General features: G+C 64.7%; 14 protein-coding genes. 8 read left to right on the top strand and 6 right to left on the bottom strand.

All coding sequences use genetic code 11. The annotated features are described in order from the left end of the window. Positions 1-10: 10 nt before the first annotated feature. Positions 11-3,265, top strand: a complete 3,255-nt coding sequence (locus tag VGN72_00955; protein HEV7297906.1) for an error-prone DNA polymerase — start codon at positions 11-13, stop codon at positions 3,263-3,265. Positions 3,266-3,892: 627 nt separating this feature from the next. Here the strand turns inward: VGN72_00955 and VGN72_00950 are convergent. The 4 genes from VGN72_00950 to VGN72_00935 form a co-directional block, all read right to left on the bottom strand. After that, positions 3,893-5,218: an MFS transporter gene (locus VGN72_00950; GenBank protein HEV7297905.1), complete on the bottom strand. Its 1,326-nt coding sequence runs from the start codon at positions 5,216-5,218 to the stop codon at positions 3,893-3,895. A 480-nt stretch (positions 5,219-5,698) separates the two neighbouring features. Continuing rightward, on the bottom strand, positions 5,699-7,375 hold the full coding sequence (gene phnE / locus VGN72_00945) for a phosphonate ABC transporter, permease protein PhnE (protein ID HEV7297904.1): 1,677 nt from the start codon (positions 7,373-7,375) through the stop codon (positions 5,699-5,701). A gap of 91 nt (positions 7,376-7,466) precedes the next feature. After that, a complete protein-coding gene (gene phnD / locus VGN72_00940) occupies positions 7,467-8,387 on the bottom strand; it encodes a phosphate/phosphite/phosphonate ABC transporter substrate-binding protein (protein ID HEV7297903.1) in 921 nt (306 codons plus the stop codon). 81 nt (positions 8,388-8,468) lie between these two features. Further along, entirely contained in the window at positions 8,469-9,332 is an 864-nt protein-coding gene (locus VGN72_00935) for a prepilin-type N-terminal cleavage/methylation domain-containing protein (protein HEV7297902.1), read from the bottom strand. Between the two features lie 268 nt (positions 9,333-9,600). On the opposite strand from VGN72_00935, the gene VGN72_00930 reads away from it, so the two are divergent. The 6 genes from VGN72_00930 to hemG all read left to right on the top strand — a co-directional run bounded on the left by VGN72_00930 (position 9,601) and on the right by hemG (position 16,802). Beyond that, positions 9,601-10,755 carry a chlorite dismutase family protein gene (locus VGN72_00930; protein HEV7297901.1) on the top strand — a complete coding sequence of 385 codons (1,155 nt, stop codon included), beginning with the start codon at positions 9,601-9,603 and terminating at the stop codon, positions 10,753-10,755. Between the two features lie 81 nt (positions 10,756-10,836). After that, positions 10,837-11,844 carry a ferrochelatase gene (locus tag VGN72_00925; GenBank protein HEV7297900.1) on the top strand — a complete coding sequence of 336 codons (1,008 nt, stop codon included), beginning with the start codon at positions 10,837-10,839 and terminating at the stop codon, positions 11,842-11,844. A gap of 125 nt (positions 11,845-11,969) precedes the next feature. Further along, a complete protein-coding gene (gene hemA / locus VGN72_00920; protein HEV7297899.1) occupies positions 11,970-13,415 on the top strand; it encodes a glutamyl-tRNA reductase in 1,446 nt (481 codons plus the stop codon). Beyond that, a complete protein-coding gene (hemC, locus tag VGN72_00915) occupies positions 13,408-14,349 on the top strand; it encodes a hydroxymethylbilane synthase (protein ID HEV7297898.1) in 942 nt (313 codons plus the stop codon). The genes hemA and hemC overlap by 8 nt, the downstream gene beginning before the upstream one ends. Before the next feature lie 22 nt (positions 14,350-14,371). Beyond that, the gene (gene hemE / locus VGN72_00910) at positions 14,372-15,418 is read left to right on the top strand and encodes a uroporphyrinogen decarboxylase (protein ID HEV7297897.1); all 1,047 of its coding nucleotides are present in this window, start codon (positions 14,372-14,374) and stop codon (positions 15,416-15,418) included. Beyond that, a complete protein-coding gene (gene hemG / locus VGN72_00905; protein HEV7297896.1) occupies positions 15,399-16,802 on the top strand; it encodes a protoporphyrinogen oxidase in 1,404 nt (467 codons plus the stop codon). Before hemE ends, hemG begins: the two co-directional genes overlap by 20 nt. Positions 16,803-16,943: 141 nt before the next feature. On the opposite strand, the gene VGN72_00900 is transcribed toward hemG, so the two are convergent. Further along, on the bottom strand, positions 16,944-17,276 hold the full coding sequence (locus VGN72_00900; protein HEV7297895.1) for a zinc ribbon domain-containing protein: 333 nt from the start codon (positions 17,274-17,276) through the stop codon (positions 16,944-16,946). A gap of 174 nt (positions 17,277-17,450) precedes the next feature. Continuing rightward, positions 17,451-18,671, bottom strand: a complete 1,221-nt coding sequence (fmdA, locus tag VGN72_00895; protein HEV7297894.1) for a formamidase — start codon at positions 18,669-18,671, stop codon at positions 17,451-17,453. A gap of 742 nt (positions 18,672-19,413) precedes the next feature. Between fmdA and urtA the strand changes: the two genes are divergently transcribed. After that, complete coding sequence (urtA, locus tag VGN72_00890; GenBank protein HEV7297893.1) at positions 19,414-20,694, top strand: urea ABC transporter substrate-binding protein; 1,281 nt, start codon at positions 19,414-19,416, stop codon at positions 20,692-20,694. The last annotated feature ends 37 nt before the right edge of the window (positions 20,695-20,731 follow it).

Here is a 20,731-nt window from a genome sequence, read left to right as displayed (position 1 = left end):
ACCGCACGTCATGCCTGAACAGCCCGACGCAAAACTTCGCCCACGGCAAGTCGTATCGCCACGCGACGCAACGGCGACGCCGACTGGGTACGTGGAGCTGGACGTGGTGACGAACTTCTCGTTCCTGCGCGGCGCGTCGCACGCCGACGAATTGATCGGCCAGGCCGCGGCGCTGGGGTACGCGTGCATCGGCGTTGCCGACGTCAACAGCCTTGCCGGCATCGTGCGTGCGCACGAGGCGGCCAAGCAGGCGAAGCTCAAGCTGTGCGTCGGTGTGCGGCTGCGCTTTACCGACGCGCCCGACGTGCTGGCGTTCGCCGAGCATCGCGGTGGGTACACGAACCTGTGTCGCCTGCTGACGCTGGGCAAGCGCCGCGCGACCAAGGGCACGTGCGATCTGCGCCTGGCGGACCTGCTGAATCACACCGACGGGCTCTCGATGGCGCTGGACCCCGGCAGCATCGATCCCGAGTCGCCACCGGCGCACCGCGACGCGATCATCGATGCGCTCGATCAGCTGTGCGAGGCAATCGGGGACGACGACCGGCTGTCGCTGGTCGTCTCGCAGCTGTACGGCTCACGCGACGAGCCGCGGTTGCGCGAGCTGGTGTCGCTGGGCCGCGCGCGTCACGTGCCGTTGCTGGCGACGAACGGCGTCCACTATCACGACGAGTCGCGCCGCCCGCTGCAGGACATGCTGGCCTGCGTGCGGCACGGCTGCACGATCGAGGAGGCGGGCTATCGCCTGTTCCCCAACGGCGAGCGGTTCCTGAAGTCGCCGGAGGAGATGCGCCACCTGTTCCGCGACCTGCCACTGGCGTTGCGGCGGTCGGTGGAGGTCGCTGAGCGGTGCTCGTTCTCGCTCGACGAGCTGCGCTACGAGTACCCCGCCGACGAGGTCGTGCCCGCGGGCAGGACAGCCATCGGTTACCTCGCCGAGCTGGCCTGGACCGGGGCGGCCGAGCGGTATCCGGATGGGGTGCCCGGCTCGGTGCGCCAGCAGGTGGCGCACGAGCTGGTGCTGATCGAACAGCTGAAGATCGAGGCCTACTTCCTGACCGTCCACGACCTCGTGCGCTACGCGCGCAGCCGCGGCATCCTGTGCCAGGGGCGCGGGTCGGCGGCCAACAGCGCGGTCTGCTACTGCATCGGGGTGACGGCGGTCGACCCCAGCCGGATCGACGTGCTGTTCGAACGCTTCGTCAGCGCCGCCCGCGACGAGCCCCCCGACATCGACCTCGACCTGGAGCACGAGCGGCGCGAGGAGGTCATCCAGTACGTCTACGAAAAGTACGGTCGACACCGGGCGGCGATGACGGCGGAGGTGATCACCTACCGTGGGCGGTCGGCGGTGCGCGACGTTGGCAAGGCCATGGGCCTCGGCGCCGACGCCGTCGACCAGATGGCCAAGCGCCTCGACTGGTGGGACCGCGGCACGCTCACCCCCGACAAGTTGCGCGAGGTCGGCCTCGACCCCAACGACCGCACGATCGCCACCGTGATCGCGCTCAGCGGCCAACTGCTGGGGTTCCCGCGGCACCTGTCGCAGCACGTGGGCGGCATGGTGATGACGCGCGGCACGCTGGCCGACATGGTGCCGATCGAGAACGCCACCATGCCCGACCGCACCGTGATCGAGTGGGACAAGGACGACATCGACGCGCTGAAGATCCTGAAGGTCGACATCCTGGCGCTGGGCATGCTCACCTGCATCAGCAAGTGCCTGGCGATCATCAACGGCTACCGCGCGCCCGGCACGCGCGCGATCGAGATGTACGCGATCCCCGCGGAGGATCCGTACGTGTACGACATGATCTGCGACGCCGACACGGTCGGCGTCTTCCAGATCGAAAGCCGGGCGCAGATGTCGATGCTGCCGCGCTTGCGCCCGCGCAAGTTCTACGACCTGGTGATCGAGGTCGCGATCGTGCGCCCGGGGCCCATTCAGGGCGACATGGTCCACCCCTACCTCCGCCGGCGCAACGGCGACGAGCAGGTCACTTATCCCAGCAAGGCGCTGGAACAGGTGCTGGGCAAAACGCTCGGCGTGCCGTTGTTCCAGGAACAGGCGATGCGCGTCGCCATGGTGGGCGCGGGCTTCAGCGCCGAAGAGGCCGACCGCTTTCGCCGGGCGATGGCGGCGTGGAAGCGCGGCGGGGCGATGGAGACGTTCGGCCGGAAGATCGTCGACGGCATGGTCGCCAACGGTTACACGCCACAGTACGCCGAACAGTGCTTCAACCAACTGCGCGGCTTCGGCGAGTACGGCTTCCCGGAAAGCCACTCGGCCAGTTTCGCACTGCTGGTGTACGCCAGTTGCTGGCTGAAGCGCTACCACCCGGCGGCCTTCTGCGCGGCGCTGTTGAACAGCCAGCCCATGGGCTTCTACGCGCCCGCCCAGATCGTGCGCGACGCCCGCGAGCACGGCGTGACGGTGCGCCCGGTCGACGTGAACCACAGCGACTGGGACTGCACCCTGGAAGACGTGCCGGTCGGTTACGCCGCCGACGCGGATCACAAACGCACGTGGGGCCAAGGCGGACCGGTGGTGCGGTTGGGGTTTCGCATGGTGCGGGGGTTCCGCGTCGCCCACGCGCAGCAGATCGTGCAGGCGCGGGACGTCGGCGGCGCGTTTGCGTCGGTCGACGCGTTTCACGAGCGAACGAACCTGCCGGTGTCGGCGATCGAGCGATTGTCGGAGGCGGATGCGTTCGGGTCGCTATCGCTCGGCCGACGGCAAGCGCTGTGGGCGTCGCTGGCACTGCCCGAACATCGCGCCCCATTGCCCGGCGTACAACCGGCGCTGGCGCCGGGCGAACAGCTGTCCCTGTTCCTGCCACCCATGCCGCTCGAGCAGGAGGTCCGCACCGATTACCACACGATCGGCCTGTCGCTGAAAGGTCACCCGGTCGGCCTGCTGCGCGCTGAACTAACGCGGATAAAGATCATCACCGCGGCGCAGTTGAACCAGCGACGGCAGGGCACGTGGGTGAAGGTGGCCGGCCTCGTGCTGATCCGCCAGCGCCCCGGTACGGCGGCGGGCATCGTGTTCGAGACGATCGAGGACGAGACGGGCATCGTCAACCTGATCATCAAGCCCGACATCTTCGACCGCTACCGTCCCGCCGCCCGCCATGCCCAGATGGTGGCGGCCGACGGTTACGTGCAACGGCAGGGGCAGGTGATCCACGTGATGGTCAAACGCATGCACGACCTGCAACAGATGATCGCCCCGCATCAGGTTCGCTCGCGCGACTTTCACTGATCGCCGCTGGCGCAACGGCGGACGTGGAAGAGAACGCGAACGCGCGAAGGAGGATGCGAAGGACCGCGACGAAGAGGGACGACGCTTGGTCGCGGCGGCAGTTTGGGCAAGCGAAAACGTGAATCCGTGCACCATTTTGCACCATTGTGCACCATCGGGTGATCGCAAGGCCCGCCGGTGAGCGCTACCGGCACCGCGTATTCAGTTGTCAAAGAGCGCGCTATCCACTTCTACGCTCCCGGTGCGCGGTTGAAGAAGAATCGCGCAACACCCTTCGCCAATCTTCGCGTCTGCCTTCGCACCTTCGCGTTCTCTGCCGACCTACGCGCACACGGAAGAGATCCTTCGGAGTACCTCATAGCTAATAAAATAACACGGCGGCGCTCGTTCCGACCGTGGCATGGGCGTCTCGCCCATGCATGTCAGCAGGGCAGAAGGCGCTATTTATGCCACTTGCTTCGGACGCGCCGGCACCAACAAATGAAGCCGCTCGCCACAACTGCACGCATGGGCGAGACGCCCATGCCACGGTAAAGGCGGTCTCGGCAGTGATATTGAACACCCTCTCACGATGACAGTGGAGGTTCTGACGGGAAACGCGTGAGCTGTTTCAAAACGAACTTCACCTCACTCGATCTCCGCCACCGCGGCTTGGGCGACGGATTGGTTGTTGATCGTGTCGCCTGCCGGCGCGTGGGCTTGGGCGCGGACGATAACCGTCCAGGCTGCGACGATCAGCACGATGAAGCCGGCCGTCCAGTATTGGCCGGTGTTGTGCAGGTAGGGGTAGGTCAGGCCTGCCAATAAGGGGCCGATTACGCGGGCCATGCTCGACAGGCCGTGGTACAAACCGAAGACCACGCCCTGTTCCCGCGGGTCGCTGTACTTGCTGATGAGCGACGACAGCGTCGGCCCCTGTAAGCTGCGGCCGATCGCATTGGTGGCGCCGGCGAGCGCGATCATCAAGATCGTCGGCCACCAACCGGCGCTGATGTAGAACCCCATCCCAACCGCGACGAACAGCGCACCGGCGATCGCCAGCCGCCACTCACCGAAGCGCGTCGTCAACCGACCGATCAGGCCGCCTTGCACGATCACGATGATCAGGCCGACGTATCCGAAGAACCACCCGGTCAAGCGGGCAGCGGTCTTCTGGTCCTCTATCTCCCAGATCTTGGCCAGGAACAGGCCGACGGTCGCTTCCATGATCACGAACGCCGCCATCGAGACGAACGCGATCAACAGCAGTTGGCCGACGATTGGCTTCTTCAACACGGGCAGGACGCGCTTGGGGCTCAGCCAATGTTGCGAGCGAGCCGTGGTCGAGCGGTTGGTGTGCGATTCGGGCAGCTTGAAGAACGTGGTGACCGCCGCCAGCGTTGCCAGCAGGGCGGCGGCGTAGGCGGGCCAGCTGACGTTGTATGCCCCCAGCACGCCACCGAGGAAGGGCCCAAGGCAAAAGCCGATCCCGAACGCCGCCCCGAGCATGCCCATGCCTTTGGCGCGGTTTTCCGATGTGGTGACGTCGGAGATGTAGGCCTGCGCGGTCGCGACGTTGCCACCGGTGAAGCCGTCGATCACGCGCGACAGGTAGACCAGCATCAGCCGCGTCTGCGGGTCGAACCATCCCGGCATCGACGCCACGCCCAGCAGCACGTACCCCGCGGCGCTACCGATCTGCGAAAAGATCAATACCGGTCGACGGCCATAGCGGTCGGACAGCGAACCCAAAATCGGCGCACCGACGAACTGGCAGACCGAGTAGATCGAGAAGATCAGCGCGACCTTCATCGGGTTCTCGGCGTAATCTGGCACGTAGAATGGCAACAACGGAATGATCAGCCCAAAGCCGAGAAAATCGACCAGGACAATGAGAAATATCGAAAATAGCGCCCCTTTCGGGGCCTGGATCGCCGGGCTGTCGCCCAGGGGTCCATCGGTGCGTTCAGACATAGGAGGGGGGTTATAGCACGGGAGGCGCTTCTGGTCCCGCGGGAGGTTCAGGAATGACCAATGACCAAACCCGAATGAACTGACGTAAACGGCGTAACTCGTCATCCTGAGGTACTCCGAAGGATCTCTTCCGTTCCACGCTTGAATACGGGGGGAGATCCTTCGGCGTACCTCAGAGGGTGTTAAGGAACATGCTCGCGTTTGCCTTTCACGTGGCATGGACGCCAGAGCCCATGCCTGTGGACTGGAACGGGAAATGTCATTTGCGGGCGCTGCGCTGACCAAGCCGCAGGCGCAAAATCGAATCTTCCGGCCCCACGACACGCATGGGCTCTGGCGTCCATGCCAGGGTCGGAGCGGACGCGGCACTGTTCTTTAACACCCGCTCAGGATTACGAAATGCGCGGCCTTCCCATCAGTGAATGTTCAAGCACCGATGACCAATTAACGACAGCCTGCCGTTGGTCAACGGCACTTCCCCTACGCCATCAACTTTGCCCGGAGCCGGCTGGAGATTGCATCCAGCACGAGCACGAGCGCGACCAACATCAGCAGGATCGCGCCGACGACGTGGAAGTTGCCGTAGTCGACGTGCAGCTTCAGCTCGTAGCCGATGCCACCTGCGCCCACGATGCCCAACACGCTGGCGGCTCGCACGTTGTACTCGAGCATGAACAAACTGCTCGACAGCACCGCGGCCCGGCCGGCGGGCCAGACGGCGTGCAGAAAGCGCTGCAGGCCACCAGCGCCGATCTCCTTCAGCGCGTCCGGGGCGCCGGGGTCGACCGCCTCGAACGCTTCGTAGTAGAACTTCGTCAGGTAGCCGATGGAATAAGCGACCAGCGCCAGCACACCGGCGAACGCCCCCAGGCCGACGGCGGCGACGAACAGCAGCGCCCAGAGGATCGACGGCACGCTACGGATCGCGTTTAAGCCGAAGCGGGTGATCGGTCGCAACCAGCCCGGCCCGACGTTGCGGGCCGCAAGCGCCGCAAGTGGCCAGGAGATCAGCACCGCCAGCGTCGTGCCGACGAGCGTCATCTGCAGCGTGGCGACCATCGCGGACCAGAGCGTCCACCAGTCGATCTGCCTGAACTGCGCCCACGACTTGGGCAGCATGCGCCCCGCGAACGCCGTCACGTTCTCAAGCCACCCCTGCGCCGCCCGGCCACCCATCTCCAGCCCCGCGATTGCCCACGCGTATGCCGCCAGCGTGATGACCGCCGCGATCGCCCAGAGCCACGGTGTGGCGCGGCTTACGACAGTGGGTTTGGCATCGGCGATCAGGGGAGACAGCGAGTCGAACGACTCGCATGCACGGCAGGCCTCAAACCGGCGAAAACCGCGCAACCCAGAAGTTACGTTGTCGCGCGCCTCCAGTTGACCGTCGCACGCGACGTCGTCGTGCACGATCCTGCCCGCCTCGATGCCGATAATGCGGTCGGCGAACGTCTCGGCGAGCGTGCAGTCGTGCAGCACCGTGACGAGCGTGATGCCGTGTTCCTTCTGTAGGTCGCTCAGCAGTCGCATGATCGAACGCGCGTTGGCGTTATCGAGCGACGCCACCGGTTCGTCGGCCACGAGGATCGCGGGGTCCTGCATGAGCGCACGCGCGATCGCGACGCGCTGCTGTTCACCACCGCTCAGCCGGCCGACGGGTGAGTTCAATCGATGCGACAGTCCCACGCGCCGCAGCAGCTCGGTCGCCCGCTTCCGCTCGGCAGCGGGGAAGCGCACCAGCGTGCGCAGCAGGTTGTGCCGGCCCATGCAGCCATGCAGCACGTTCTGCAGTGCGGTCCGCTGTTTCACTAAACGCAGGTCTTGGTGGATCGTTGCGACCTGGCCATCCACGCGCACGTTGCCGTGCGTCGCGGTGACGCGACGGGACAGCAGGCCCATGAGCGTGGTCTTGCCACTGCCCGATGCGCCAAGGACGGAGATGTGCTCGCCACGCGCGACGTGGAGCGTAACGCCGCGCAGCGCGGCTATGCCGCCGGCGTAGACGACCTGCACGTTATCCAGCACGACCGCCATCGGCGCAACATTCGCGGGCCGCGCGGGTGGCGGTTCCAAGTGGGGCCGGATGTGGTTGGCGATGGTCATGGGATGTTGCGTCTGGTCCCTCTCCGCCAGTGCCGGTGAGGAAGTGATCGTCATCCTGAGGTACTCCAAAGGATCTCTTCCGTCCTACGTACCAATACGCGGGGGGAGATCCTTCGGAGTACCTCACGATGACTGACAGGCCAACTTACTTCGCCAGTCCTTCGATCGCCAAGCCGACGTGGTCGATCGCCTCGATCACCTTGCCGACGTGCTCGTCCTCGTTCACCTCGGCGAACTTGGTCGCGCCGTACACGTCGGCCAGCACCTCGGGCTGTTCCTGGCCGAGCTTCAGCAGCGCGGCCTTTACCTTGTTCTTCAGCTCGTCGCTGAGGCCCGCGCGGGCGGCGATCAGGTGGGTCGGCACGCCGGACGTGCGGGTGAGGATGCGAAGTTGCTCGCGCTGCTCGGGCTTCAGGTAGGCGTCGACGCGCGGCCCTTCCAGCACATAATCACTGACGGCCGCCACGTCACCGCGGTCGGCCAGCAGTTGTTCGAGCGCCTGCGTATAGCCACCACCGAAGGCTACGCTCTCGAACACCTCGCGCGGGTCCTGCCGCGGCTTGAGCAGCCCCTCGTTCACCAGGCGCGAGTACGCCATGATGTAACCGCTGGTGCTGGTGGGGCTGGTGAAGACCATGCGCAGATCCTTGGCGTTCTTCACGAGGTCGGAGACCGATTTCAGTGGGCTGTCCTTCGGCACGACGATGATCGAGTTGTAGTTCGTCCGCTCGACGCCGTCGGCCCCCTTGCGCACCTCGGCCAGCAACAGCGTCGCGCCACCATCGCGGCGGGCGAGCAGGAAGGGCAACGAGCTGACGTACGCGAAGTCGGCGTTCTTGCTCACCAGCGCCTGAACGGACGCCGAGTAATCGCCCGGGACAACTGCCTTCACCGGCAGGCCGACTTCCTTGCTTACGAAGGCCGCGACTTTGTCGGCATCAGATTGGATCTTGGCCGGGTCCTTTTGCTTCTGGAAGATGAAGACCAGGTCCTTGGGGTCCTGGGCAAAGGCCGCGGAGGTCATTGCGCCGACGACGAGCAACGCGGAAGCGATTCGTTTGAGCATGATGAGGGGTGCCTTAATTAAAACGAAGAAAGCGCGCCCCGCACTGTGTCGCGGGGCCCGCCGATTTTCAATAGGTGACGCTTAGCGCACACTGGGATCGGCCCGGCCGTTCCAGTAACCGTTGTCGGGGGTGCCGTCCTTGTCGTAGTCGTCCATCTCCTTGAGCGTCATCGCTTCGGCGTGCCCGTCGCAGAAGACGACGGCGACCTTCGAGTTGCGGTAGTTTCGCTGCGCGGGCGTGGCGCGGCGGGTGGCGTCACCGTCGTTGCCACCCGAGTAACCGTAGTTGCCGGGACCGGTCGTCGCGTCCGTCCGGCGGCTCCCACCCGAGCCGAGGTTCATCGACATTAACGGTGGATCGATCGCGTACACGCCGGCGCTCGTCCACACCGCACCCCCGTTCTTCGTACCGTTCGTATCCGCGAGCGCGACGGTCTGGGCAGACGCCTTCACCGACTTCGCATTAGCGTAGTACGGGCGAACCGTGCCGCCCAACGTGCGCCCGTTGCCAAGGTAGTGGTAGTTGTACCCATACCCACCGAAGAATTCCGTGGTCGGCAGGTTGAACCCGGTAATCGGATCAACCGTGTGCGCCCAAGGTGCCTTCATGCGGGCCATGTCTGTGTCGTCGAGCCACGGACTCACGTAGACCGCCTGCGTCTGCATGTAAGGGTAGATCGAGTCGGCCCATCGCAGCTTTGGGATGATCTCCGTGCTGGCCGGCGGGTACCAGCCCTTGTTCTCGTTCTTGTAGAACTCCAGGCCTACGCCCAACTGCCGCAGGTTGCTCAGGTTCTTCAGCGATGTCGCCGAGTCGCGGGCTCGGCTGAGGCTGGGCATCAAGATGCCGATCAGCAGCGCGATGATGCCGATGACCACGAGCAGTTCGACCAGCGTGAAGCCGGCGGTCGGTTCACGACGAGTGACGGAGCGATTCAATCCCACGGCGATGCGTCCTTCCCCAGCAGGTTCGGTAGCCTCGCAAAGCGCGGTCGCTGGATTGACCGGTGCGAGGTCAGGCGCAGCGCCACGGCGCACACCTAATGCGGCGGCATCATATGAGAATGAATCTCACTTGCAAGAGCGATTGGAAAAAGTGTTGCCATGCATGCTGAATCACACGGTGTCTTAGGAGAAGGACACGCAACCCAAACGTCTTTCAATAGTTTCGCCACTTTGTGGGACTGGGCGACTCCACTATTATTCGTCTGACATGAGCAGCGCAACCAACCGAGGATATCCCGGTCGCCCCGGGGGGCCACCCACTGGCGGGCCACCGACCGGAGCGCCGGCGAAGCCGACGAAACGGCAGTACGTTCGCTTTGCGTTCTACAGGATCGACCCCGCCTGGCGGCGCTTGCCGGGCGACGTGCAGGCCGAGCAGAAGCGCGAGTTGTACAGCACGATCGAGCGCTTCAACCGCCGGATGCTGCTTCGGCCATACAGCTTGATGGGCACCCGCGCCGACGTCGAACTGCTGCTCTGGCAGATCGCCGAGAGCATCGAACCGTTCCAGGAGCTCGCCACCGCCATCCAGGCCACGCCGATGGGCAGCTATCTGACGATGGTCATCTCGTACCTGTCGCAGACGAAGCGGTCGATCTACGAGATCAAGGAGATCCCCGGCGAGGACGAGGAACGCCTGATCATCTCGCCGAGCGAGGCGAAGTACCTGTTCGTCTACCCGTTCCTGAAGACCCGCCAGTGGTACAAGTCGCCGATGGAAGAGCGACAGCGGATGATGGATGAGCACATCCGCGTGGGGCGCAAGTACGCGTCGGTGAAGCTGAACACCACCTATTCGTTCGGCTTGGACGACCAGGAGTTCGTGCTGGGCTTCGAGACCGACGAGCCCGCTGACTTTCTCGATCTGGTGCAGGACCTGCGCGAGACGGATGCCAGCCTTTACACGCTACGCGACACGCCGCTGTACTCGTGCATCAACATGGGACTGGAAGAGGCGCTCGACGCGCTCGGCGGTCCCAAGATCGCCCGACCGAAGAGCAAGACGACCGAGGTGGAATGGACGGTGGTGTGCCCCGCGACCGAACTGGCGGAGGGGGCAACGAAGGTCGTTTACCTCGCTGGCCAGCCGGTCTCAGTGTTCAACGTCGCCGGCAGTTTTTACGCCATCAACAACCGCTGTTCGCACGCCCGCGGCCCACTGAGCGAGGGTGCGGTGGACGCGAGCGACTGCAGCGTCACCTGCCCGTGGCACTACGCGAAGTTTGACCTGAAGACCGGCAAGGTCGTCGACGGCATCGCGACCGCGCCGGTGGTTGCCTACCAAGTTGAGGTACGCGACGGGACGATCCACGTTGGCACCCCTGAACCGACGACTGTCCCAGTTCCCGTATCCACGCGCTGACCCGTTTAGCCGCGAGATTGCTCGCGCTTCTTTTGAAATCAATCGCGGGCAAGCCCGCGGCTAAACGCCTAAGGTTGAGGTATGACGTCTGACTACGATGCGATCCTGATCGTCTCCTTCGGTGGTCCCGAAGGCATGGACGACGTGATGCCGTTCCTGGAGAACGTGCTGCGCGGCCGCAACGTGCCGCGCGAGCGCATGATCGAAGTGTCGCATCACTACGAGCAGTTCGGCGGCGTGAGTCCGCTGAACGGTCAGAATCGCGCGCTGATCGCGGCGCTTCGACAGGAACTGGATGCCAACGACATCAGCCTGCCGATCTACTGGGGCAACCGCAACTGGCACCCCATGTTGCCCGACACGCTCCGGCAGATGAAGCAGGACGGCATCCGCCATGCGCTGGCGTTCTTCACTTCGGCGTACAGTTCGTACTCCGGCTGCCGCCAGTACCGTGAGAACATCGCCAAGGCCCAGGAAGAGGTCGGTGAAGGCGTGCCACAGGTCAGCCTGCTGCGCAAGTTCTACAACCATCCGGGATTCGTCGAAACGAACGCCGAACTGGTCCGTGAGGCGCTAAACGAGATCCCCACCGACCGCCATGCGGCTGCCCACATCGCCTTCACCGCCCATAGCATTCCGATGGCGATGGCCAAGGGCAGCATGTACGAGGCGCAGCTCACCGATACCTGCGGCCTGATCGCCGGCGAGGTCGGTACGGGTAACTGGCAGCTCGTTTACCAGAGCCGCAGTGGCCCACCGACGCAGCCCTGGCTGGAACCGGACATCCTCGACCATCTGCGCTCGCTGCACGAGCGCGGCGTGCGCGATGTGGTGATCTCACCGGTCGGGTTCGTTTCCGATCACATGGAAGTCCTGTACGATCTGGACACCGAGGCCAAAGACCTCGCGGCCGAGCTCGGCATGACCTTGGTGCGCGCCAAAACGGTCGGCACGCATCCGCGATTCGTGGCGATGATTCGCGAGCTGATCGTCGAGCGGATGACCGATGGAGATCGCCCGTTCCTTGGCGCACGCGGCCCAAGTCATGATGTGTGCCCGGCCAACTGCTGTATAGTGGTTCGCGCCTGAGGATCAGGCTTGCCGCTTCGGTGGCAAGTGCCTTGTGCGACTGAAGTACGAAGGATCGAAGCGCAAAACGGAACTCGACCCACACGACGCAGGCCGAGCGACGAGACGAGGACAACGCAAAGACGATGTGCGCCTTCCAGCTACCAAAGAACGAGATCGCCAGCACCGCCGGCGCATGCCCCTTTCTGCACGGCCAACCCGCGGCAGCGGGCATTACGCCGGTGACGGCGCCCATCAACGCTGGTCATCCCCACGGTGAGGCCACCATTGCCGCGCCCCACGCCACCGGCCTTGCTGGCCTTTTCCTCGTCGGCCTGAACCACCACACCGCCGAGGTCGGCCTGCGCGAGCGGTTCTTTACGGAACAGGTCGAACTGCTATTGATCGGCCTGCGTGCCCTGGGCCTGCCCGAGGCGGCGGTGCTGTTCACCTGCAACCGCATCGAGGTCTACGGCACCGGTGGCACCGCCGGGGCTGAAGCCGTGATCACCCATTTCGCCGCGCGATGCGGGCTGACGATCGACGCCCTGCGGCCGCACCTGTACGTCGCGGGCGGGCAGGACGCCGCGCTGCACCTGATGCGCGTCGCTGCGGGGCTCGAATCGCTCGTGCTGGGTGAATCGCAAATTCTAGGACAGGTCGCCGACGCCTTCGAACGCAGCCAAAATGCCGGAACCGCCGGCCCGGTGCTGTCGCGCGTGTTCAACGGCGCGGTGTGTGCCGGCAAGCGGGCCCGCACCGAGACGGGCATCGGCCGGCACACGCTGTCGATCAGCCACGCCGGCGTCATGCTCGCCAAGGCATCGCGGCCGACGTTCGACAAGGCGCGCATCCTGATCGTTGGCGCTGGTGAGATGGCACGACTGGCGCTGTCGGCCCTTCGCTGCCACGACGGCGGCGACATCCGCATCGTCAACCGCACGCCCAACCGAGCCCAACTGCTGGCGACCGAGCACGGCCTGCGCGCGGTCGCGTGGAACAACCTGCGGGATGCGCTGGCGACCAGCGACGTCGTGATCGCCGCCACGTCGTCGGCCACGCCGATCATCAACCGCATGCTGCTCAGCGAGCGCCACGGTACTGAGGGTGTGACGCTGATCGACCTCGGCATGCCGCGCAACATCGATCGTGACGTGACCTCCATCGTCGGCGTGGAACTGTTCGACGTGGACGATCTGCAGCAGGTCGTCGAGCAACACCGCATCCACCGTCAGCGCGAAGTGGCCGCCGTCGAGACTTTGCTGGCCGACGAGATGGAACGCCTGCTTGAACAGCTGCGTTCTGCCCACCTGTCACCGGTCATCGCCAGCCTGCGGCAGAAGGTGGAATCGGTCGTTGGATCGGAACTCGAACGCACGCTGTCGCAGATGCCGAACTTGGACGATCAAACGCGGGCGGCGTTCGAACAGATGGCGCATCGCATTGCATCGAAGGTGCTGCACGGGCCGACCGTGGCGCTGCGCTCGACCAGCGGCCCGCAGATCGCGCCGCTGGTCTGCGAGATGTTCGACCTGCCCGCATCGTGCGACCTTCCGAAGTGCCTCCATTCCAAGTGCGAGCATCATGAGTAGCCGATCCGTCGTCCGCATCGGCACGCGCGGTTCCGCGCTGGCGCGGTGGCAGGCAGACCACGTCGCTGGCCTGCTGCGTGCCGCGTCGCCGGGCTTGCACGTCGAGATCGTCGTCATCAGCACGCAAGGCGACCGCGTGCTGGACAAGCCGTTGCCCCTGATCGGCGGCAAGGGTGTCTTTACCGAAGAACTTGAGGCCGCGCTCCGCGATGGACGAATCGACGTGGCAGTCCACAGCCTGAAGGACCTGCCCACAGAGAACCCAAAGGGCCTCGTGATCGGTGCCGTGCCGCCTCGTGCCGATGCGCGCGACGCGCTGGTAAGCCACGGCCACGTTCCACTGTCGCAGTTGCCCCACGGCGCCATCGTCGGCACGAGCAGCCTCCGCCGGATCGCACAACTGCGCCGCCTGCGGCCCGACCTGCAGGTGCGCGACGTCCGTGGCAACGTCGACACGCGCGTGCGTAAGACGCTGGAACTGCGCGAGTACGACGCGATCCTGCTCGCCTGCGCTGGCCTGGATCGCTTGAACATGCAAAGCGTGATCGCCGAGCGCCTCCCCATCATCCAACTGCTGCCCGCCCCCGGGCAGGCGGCGTTGGGCATTCAGTGTCGAGACGAGACCGATTCGCTTGCGCTGTTGGCTCCGTTGAACGACGCGACGTCTGAACTGTGCGTGACCGCCGAGCGCGCACTGCTCGCCAGCTTCGGTGGCGGGTGCGCGGTTCCCGTGGCGGCCCATGCGACGATCGACAACGGCTTGATGCGACTGCTTGGCCGTGTAACGGCCGTCGATGCGTCCACGCAGGTCGACGTCGTCGTCGAGGGGCACGTCGCATCGCTCAACGATGCGCGCGACCTGGGTGCCACCGCTGCCCGTGATGCCCGTGCTCGCGGCGCCGCTGCGATACTGCCAGCCGTAGCGAAAGGCTAGCTTCCGCAGGATGACCGAACCCATGACCGCTCCCGAACCCACTAGCCGTTTCCTTCGCGCCTGTCGTCGCTTGCCGACCGATGCGACACCTGTCTGGCTCATGCGCCAGGCCGGCCGGTACATGCCGGAGTATCGGGCGATCCGCGCCAAGCATTCGATGCTCGACGTCATCCGCACGCCTGAGCTGGTGCTGGAAGTGACGATGCAGCCGATCGACGCGTTCTCGCTCGACGCGGCCATCATCTTCTCCGACATCCTGCCGGTGCTGGAAGGCATGGGGCTGAACCTGGATTTCGTGGACGGCGAGGGCCCGCAGATCTTCAACCCACTGCGCAGTGCCGATGACGTGAAGCGCCTGCGCGTGACCACCCCTGAGGAAAGCCTGCCGTACGTGCTGAAGGCGATCGGGCTGGTGACGAAGGAACTGCAGCCGCGCGGCATTCCGCTGATCGGCTTCAGTGGTGCGCCCTTCACGCTGGCGGCGTACGCGATCGAGGGCAAGGGCAGCAAGAACTACAAGCTCGCCAAGAGCATGATGATGGCCGACCCTACAGCGTGGCACGAGCTGATGGGCAAACTGGCCGACGTGATCGGCGAGTACCTGCTGGCCCAGGCGCGGGCGGGGGCGCAAGCGCTGCAAATGTTCGATTCGTGGGTGGGTTGCCTGTCGCCCGACGACTATCGCACGCACGTGATGCCGTATAGCCAGCGCGCGATCGCCAAGGCGCGCGAAGGCGGCGTGCCGGTGATTCACTTCGGCGTTGGCACCAACGGCCTGCTGGAGCACATTCGCGATGCCGGCGGCGACGTGATTGGCGTGGATTGGGCGATCGACCTGAACGTCGCGTGGCAGCGCATCGGGCACGATCGGGCGGTGCAGGGCAACCTCGACCCCATCGCGCTCTTTGCGCCGTGGGACGAGCTGAAATCGCGTGCACGCATCATCCTCGATCAGGTCGCCGGCCGGCCGGGGCACATCTTCAACCTGGGTCACGGTATCCTGCCCGGCACACCGGTGGACAACGTCCGTCGGCTGGTGGAGTTCGTCCATGAACACACCGCCCGCTAACGCTCGCCGGGTCGTCATCATCGGCGGTGGCATTACAGGTCTGACGGCGGCATGGCGACTGCAGAACGCGGGCGTCGAATACACGCTGCTGGAAGCATCCGCCCGATTGGGTGGGAAGCTGCTGACCGAACAGCATGACGGCTTCGTGATGGAAATGGGCGCTGACGCGATGCTCACGCGCAAGCCGTGGGCGCTGGCGCTGGCGAAAGAACTGGGCTTGGCCGACCGCGTGCTGGGCGTGACGAAGCGGGCGGTCGGGACGTACGTTCTGCATCACGGAAAGCCCGTGCCGTTGCCCGCTGGGCTGTCGCTGCTGGTGCCGAGCCGGTGGGGACCCTTCCTGCGGTCGCCGCTCTTCACACCGTGGGGCAAGCTGCGGGCCGCGATGGATCTGACCATCCCGCGGCGCACGGCTACCGCCGATGAAACGCTCGCAAACTTCATCCGCAGACGGCTTGGCCAAGAGATGCTCGACAAGGTCGCGGCCCCCATGCTCGCCGGCGTGTTCAATGGCGACCCCGAACGGCAAAGCATCCAAGCCACCTTCCCGCAGTTCCCCGCGATGGAGCGCGAACACGGGAGCTTAATTCGCGCCGTGCGCGCCAAGCAGGCCGACAGCGCAACAGCGTCAACCGATCCGCCGTTCTTCTCGTTTCCGAACGGCACGCAGGAGTTGGTCGACGCCCTCGCATCGCGGTTGAACGGCGTGGTGCGAGTGAACACCGCCGTTGAAGCGATCGAACGATCATCGGGCGGTTACCGCGTGCGCATCGTGAATGGTGAGCCGATCGAATGCGACGGTGTGATCATCGCCACGCCCGCAGCGGTCGCGGCGAAGGTGCTGGCGAGCGTCGCACCGGAAGCGGCGGACGTGCTGAAGGCGTTTGGCCATTCCGGCATCGGCACGGCGTACCTCGCGTACCGCCGGGAGGACGTGCCGCACGCGCTGGATGGGTACGGCGTCGTCATCCCACGCAACGAAGGCCGACGAATAGACGGCATGATGTGGTCCAGTTCGAAGTGGATCGGCCGAGCGCCGCAGACGCATGCGCTCATCCGCGTCTTCTTCGGTGGCCCCAACACCCGGCCGATGCTGACACAGCCGGACGATGCAATCATCACCATGGCCCGCGAAGAACTTGCGGGCTCGCTCGGCGTGCGGGCGGCGCCGGAGTTCACCCGTGTCTACCGCTGGCCGGACGGTTACCCGCAATACGAACTCGGCCACCTCGACCGCGTCGCCGCCGCCGAAGCCGGACTTCCGAACGGCGTGGCCTTGGCGGGTTGTGCCTATCGCGGGGTTGGCGTGCCGGACTGCGTCAGACAGGGATCGGAGGCGGCCGCGCGACTTGTTGCGCATCTCGATGCGATAAGCGCAACGTAACCGTAGAGGTGGGAGGCCGCCTCTTCCGCGGCGACGGAAGAAGTGCCGAAGGGAATTGGTTTGCGCCGTTTAGCCGCGTGCTTGCTCGCAATACAACCCGTATTCACTCGCGAGCAAGCTAGCGGCTAAACGTGAAGCGTTCTAGTGCTCGATCACCCACGGTCGAGCACCTTTGTAAACCTGCCGTTGCTGGCGACCCGTCTTCTCCAGCACCGCGGTGCTGGTGGCCGGCTTCTTCTTGCGACCATTGCAACCGCACCCCGTCCTACAAACGTGCGGTGAATGGCTGCTCTTCTCGTTCCGCTCGGCCGCCTGCCGACCCAACGGCGACATCGATCGCACCGCCGGCGCCGTCCATACACGGGCCGCTGATTCTTCGCACGCCGGGCACGTTGCCGACCGGCTTGCCTGACTGATGGGGCGGAACAGTTCGAAGCAGCCGCAGGATTCGCATTCGTACTCGTACAGGGGCATAAGAAAACTCCGGGAACAACACGAATATCGACGTTCTCGTGCATCGCACGCGTTGGTACATGACGGTTCCGTCATCCTGAGGTACGCCGAGCGATCTCCTTCGTCTCAAGTACAAGAGAAGAGATCCTTCACAGTACCTCAGGATGACGAGAGTGCCGTCGATTGCGACAGAGATTAATCCGCCTTCGCCAGGTCGACCGAACCGTCCAGCATCTTGATCGGCCCCTCGGCGTTCGGTCTGACGTCGAACTTGAAGATCTCCGTGGGGATCGCCAACGTCGCGCACGCATTGGGAATGTCGACGATGCCGCTGATGCGGCCCTCGACCGGTGCCGTGCCCAGGATCGCGTAGACCTGTTCGCCGGTGTAGCCGAACTTCTTCAGGTAGTTGATGGCGTTCAGGCAAGCCTGGCGGTAGGCGACGTGCGGGTCCAGGTAGTACTGCTTGCCCTTCTCGTCGACGGAGATGCCCTCGAACACCAGATAGTTCGAATAGCTTGGCTGTAGCGAGCTCAGTTCAAAGATGGGGTTGAGGATGCCGTACTTGGCCATGCCTCCCTTGATGACGTTTACGCGAAGGTCGAGATAGCCGGCCATCTCGATGGCGCCGCAGAAGGTGATCTCACCGTCGCCTTGCGAGAAGTGGAGGTCGCCCATCGACAGGCCACCGCCGGACTGATAGACGGGGAAGTAGACCTTCGAGCCGCGCGTGAGGTTCTTGATGTCGCAGTTGCCGCCATGCTCGCGCGGCGGCACGGTGCGGGCGCCTTCGAGCGCCGCCTTCTTCCGGGCGTCGCCTTGCAGGCGGCCCATGTGGGCGGTCTCGGCGTAGGGGAGCGTGGCGAGCGCGGGCACGCGCGTGGGGTTCGTGTCGTACAGTTCCTTCTCGCGCTTGTTCCACTTGGCCAACTCGGCGTGCGACGGCAGGCAACCGATGAGGCCCGGGTGCATGATGCCGGCGAACTCCACCTTCGGGATGTGGCGCGAGTTGGCGTAGATGCCGCTGAAGTTCCAGCAGGCCTTGCGCGCGTCGGGGTAGTGCTCGTCGAGGAAGCCGCCGCCGTTCTTCTTGTCGAAGATGCCGGTGAAGCCCCACTGCGAGTCCGGCAGCACGCCGACGTCCAGCAGGTCGACGACGAGCAGGTCGCCCGGCTCAGCCCCACGCACACCGACCGGCCCGGTGAGGTAGTGGACCTTGGAGAGGTCGACGACCTTGATGTCGGTCGCCGAGTCGTCGTCCTTGATCTGCCCACCGGTCCAGTCGACGCACTCGATGCGGAACTCGTCGCCGGGGTTCACCCATTCGACGATCGGGATGTCTGGATGCCAGCGGTTGTGCAGGACGTCCTGCTTCTCGGGTGGGGTGCTGACATCGATCTTGATCAGTGTCTTCATGAATCGCCTTTCAACGGTTTGGAGGTTCGCACGACAACGGCGCCACTGCCCATAGCGGCCACACGGGTTGTTGACCGTGGTGAGGACGAGCGCGTGCTTCCCGACAACGCACCGGTCACGGACCAGCGAGGCGCAACATTGCAAAGCCAGTGCCGCGAGCTGAGCAGCCGTGATTGAACACGATGGGTGAGCGCAGCGGCGCGCGTGCCGCTAACGGCGACGCGAGGGGCGGACGCGTGGCGATGGCTATATGTGATGAGAAACCACCGACGCGCCGCGTGCCGCCGTGCGTTCGGTGCGCACGCATGCAGCGATCTCGTTTCGTCGCGTGCCGTTGCGTGGTTGCTCAGGAGCAGGGCGACCCCGCGCACAGAATAAGCGGTGCCGTAGGTTCTGCTTAAGCGTTGTTCGTTTACGTCGTGATGTTGGGATCGCGCGCGCGGGGCAGCAACCATCGATCGTCGCATCGCCAGGCGACGCACGAAGATCGTCTGCATCGCCGCGAGAAATCGGTCGATTTGGCGCAACGGCGCGACGGCGACGACTTTGCAAATCGCCCGATCGCGGGACGGCTATCGATGCTGGTACGGCGTTTGTGATGGGACCTGCGGGCACCACTTGTTACCGCACGCTGACGGGCATTGATCGTGTGCAGTTTCGACGAAGTCTTCCCGACGCCGTCGTTTCAAATGTAATCGGTAGAAACGTTCTTCTCGTTCCATTCCTTCTTAGGGAGATCCGCATGCGTTTTACGTCCGCACTCAAAGACTGCGTCGCCCGCTGGGCGACCAACCACTACGGAAAGGCCGTGCTCGCGGCGACGTTGGCGATCGCGCCGATGTCGGCCACGGCCCAGATGATGCCGACCGCCGAGGTGAACACCACCGGTCTGGCGATCACCGATACGGAAGTGACCGTCGGTCAGCTGCACTCGACCACCGGCACGATGGCGATCAGCGAGACCGGGTCGGTCTGGGCCGAGCAACTGGCGATCGAGCAGATCAACGCCGCGGGTGGCGTGCTGGGCCGGCAGATCAAGATCATTCAGGAGGACGGCGCCAGCGACTGGCCGACGTTCGCCGAGAAGGCCAAGAAGCTGCTGATCAACGACAAGGTCGCGACCGTCTTCGGTTGCTGGACCAGCGCCAGCCGCAAGGCCGTGCTGCCGATCTTCGAGAAGGAGAACGGCATGCTGTACTACCCCACGTTCTACGAGGGCCTGGAGGCCTCGAAGAACGTGATCTACACCGGTCAGGAGGCCACGCAGCAGATCATTTACGGCTTGGATTGGGCCCACAAGGAGAAGGGTTCCAAGACGTTCTTCCTGATCGGCTCGGACTACATCTGGCCGCGCACCAGCAACAAGATCGCCCGCATCCACATCGAGCGTTTCCTGCAGGGGTGCAAGGTGGTGGGCGAGGAATACTACCCGCTCGGCCACACGAACTTCGGCTCGCTGATCAACAAGGTGAAGCTGGCCAAGCCCGACTGCATCTACTCGATCGTCGTCGGTGGCTCGAACGTCAGCTGGTACAAGCAGCTGAAGGCCGCAGGCATCACCGGTGAGTCGCTGGCCAGGAAGAACCAGATCCTGCTGACGATCTCGACGACCGAGGACGAGATTCTCGGCATCGGTGGCGAGAACGTGAAGGGCTTCTACGCCTGCATGAAGTACTTCCAAAGCCTGGACAACGAGAACAACAAGAAGTTCGTCGAGGCCTTCAAGGCCCGATGGGGCAAGGACGCGGTCATCGGCGACGTGACGCAGGCCGCGTACCTGGGGCCGTGGCTGTGGAAGTTGACGGTCGAGAAGGCCGGCAGCTTCGACGTCGACAAGATCGCCGCCGCGTCGACCGGGGTGGAGTTCAAGGAAGCGCCCGAGGGGTACGTGCGCATCCACGAGAACCATCACCTGTGGTCGAAGGCCCGCATTGGTGAGATGCAGGCGGACGGTCAGTTCAAGCTGATCGCCGAGTCGGCCGACCTGATCGAGCCGAACCCGTTCCCGAAGGGGTATCAGTAAGCCGTGACCGCCGCTGCCCTCTCCCGGCACGCGCCGG

The sequence above is a fragment of the Tepidisphaeraceae bacterium genome, from assembly GCA_035998445.1.
GTDB lineage: Bacteria > Planctomycetota > Phycisphaerae > Tepidisphaerales > Tepidisphaeraceae > DASYHQ01.
The sequence above is the reverse complement of the archived record's forward strand: the minus strand, read 5'-3'. Positions and strand labels throughout refer to the sequence as shown.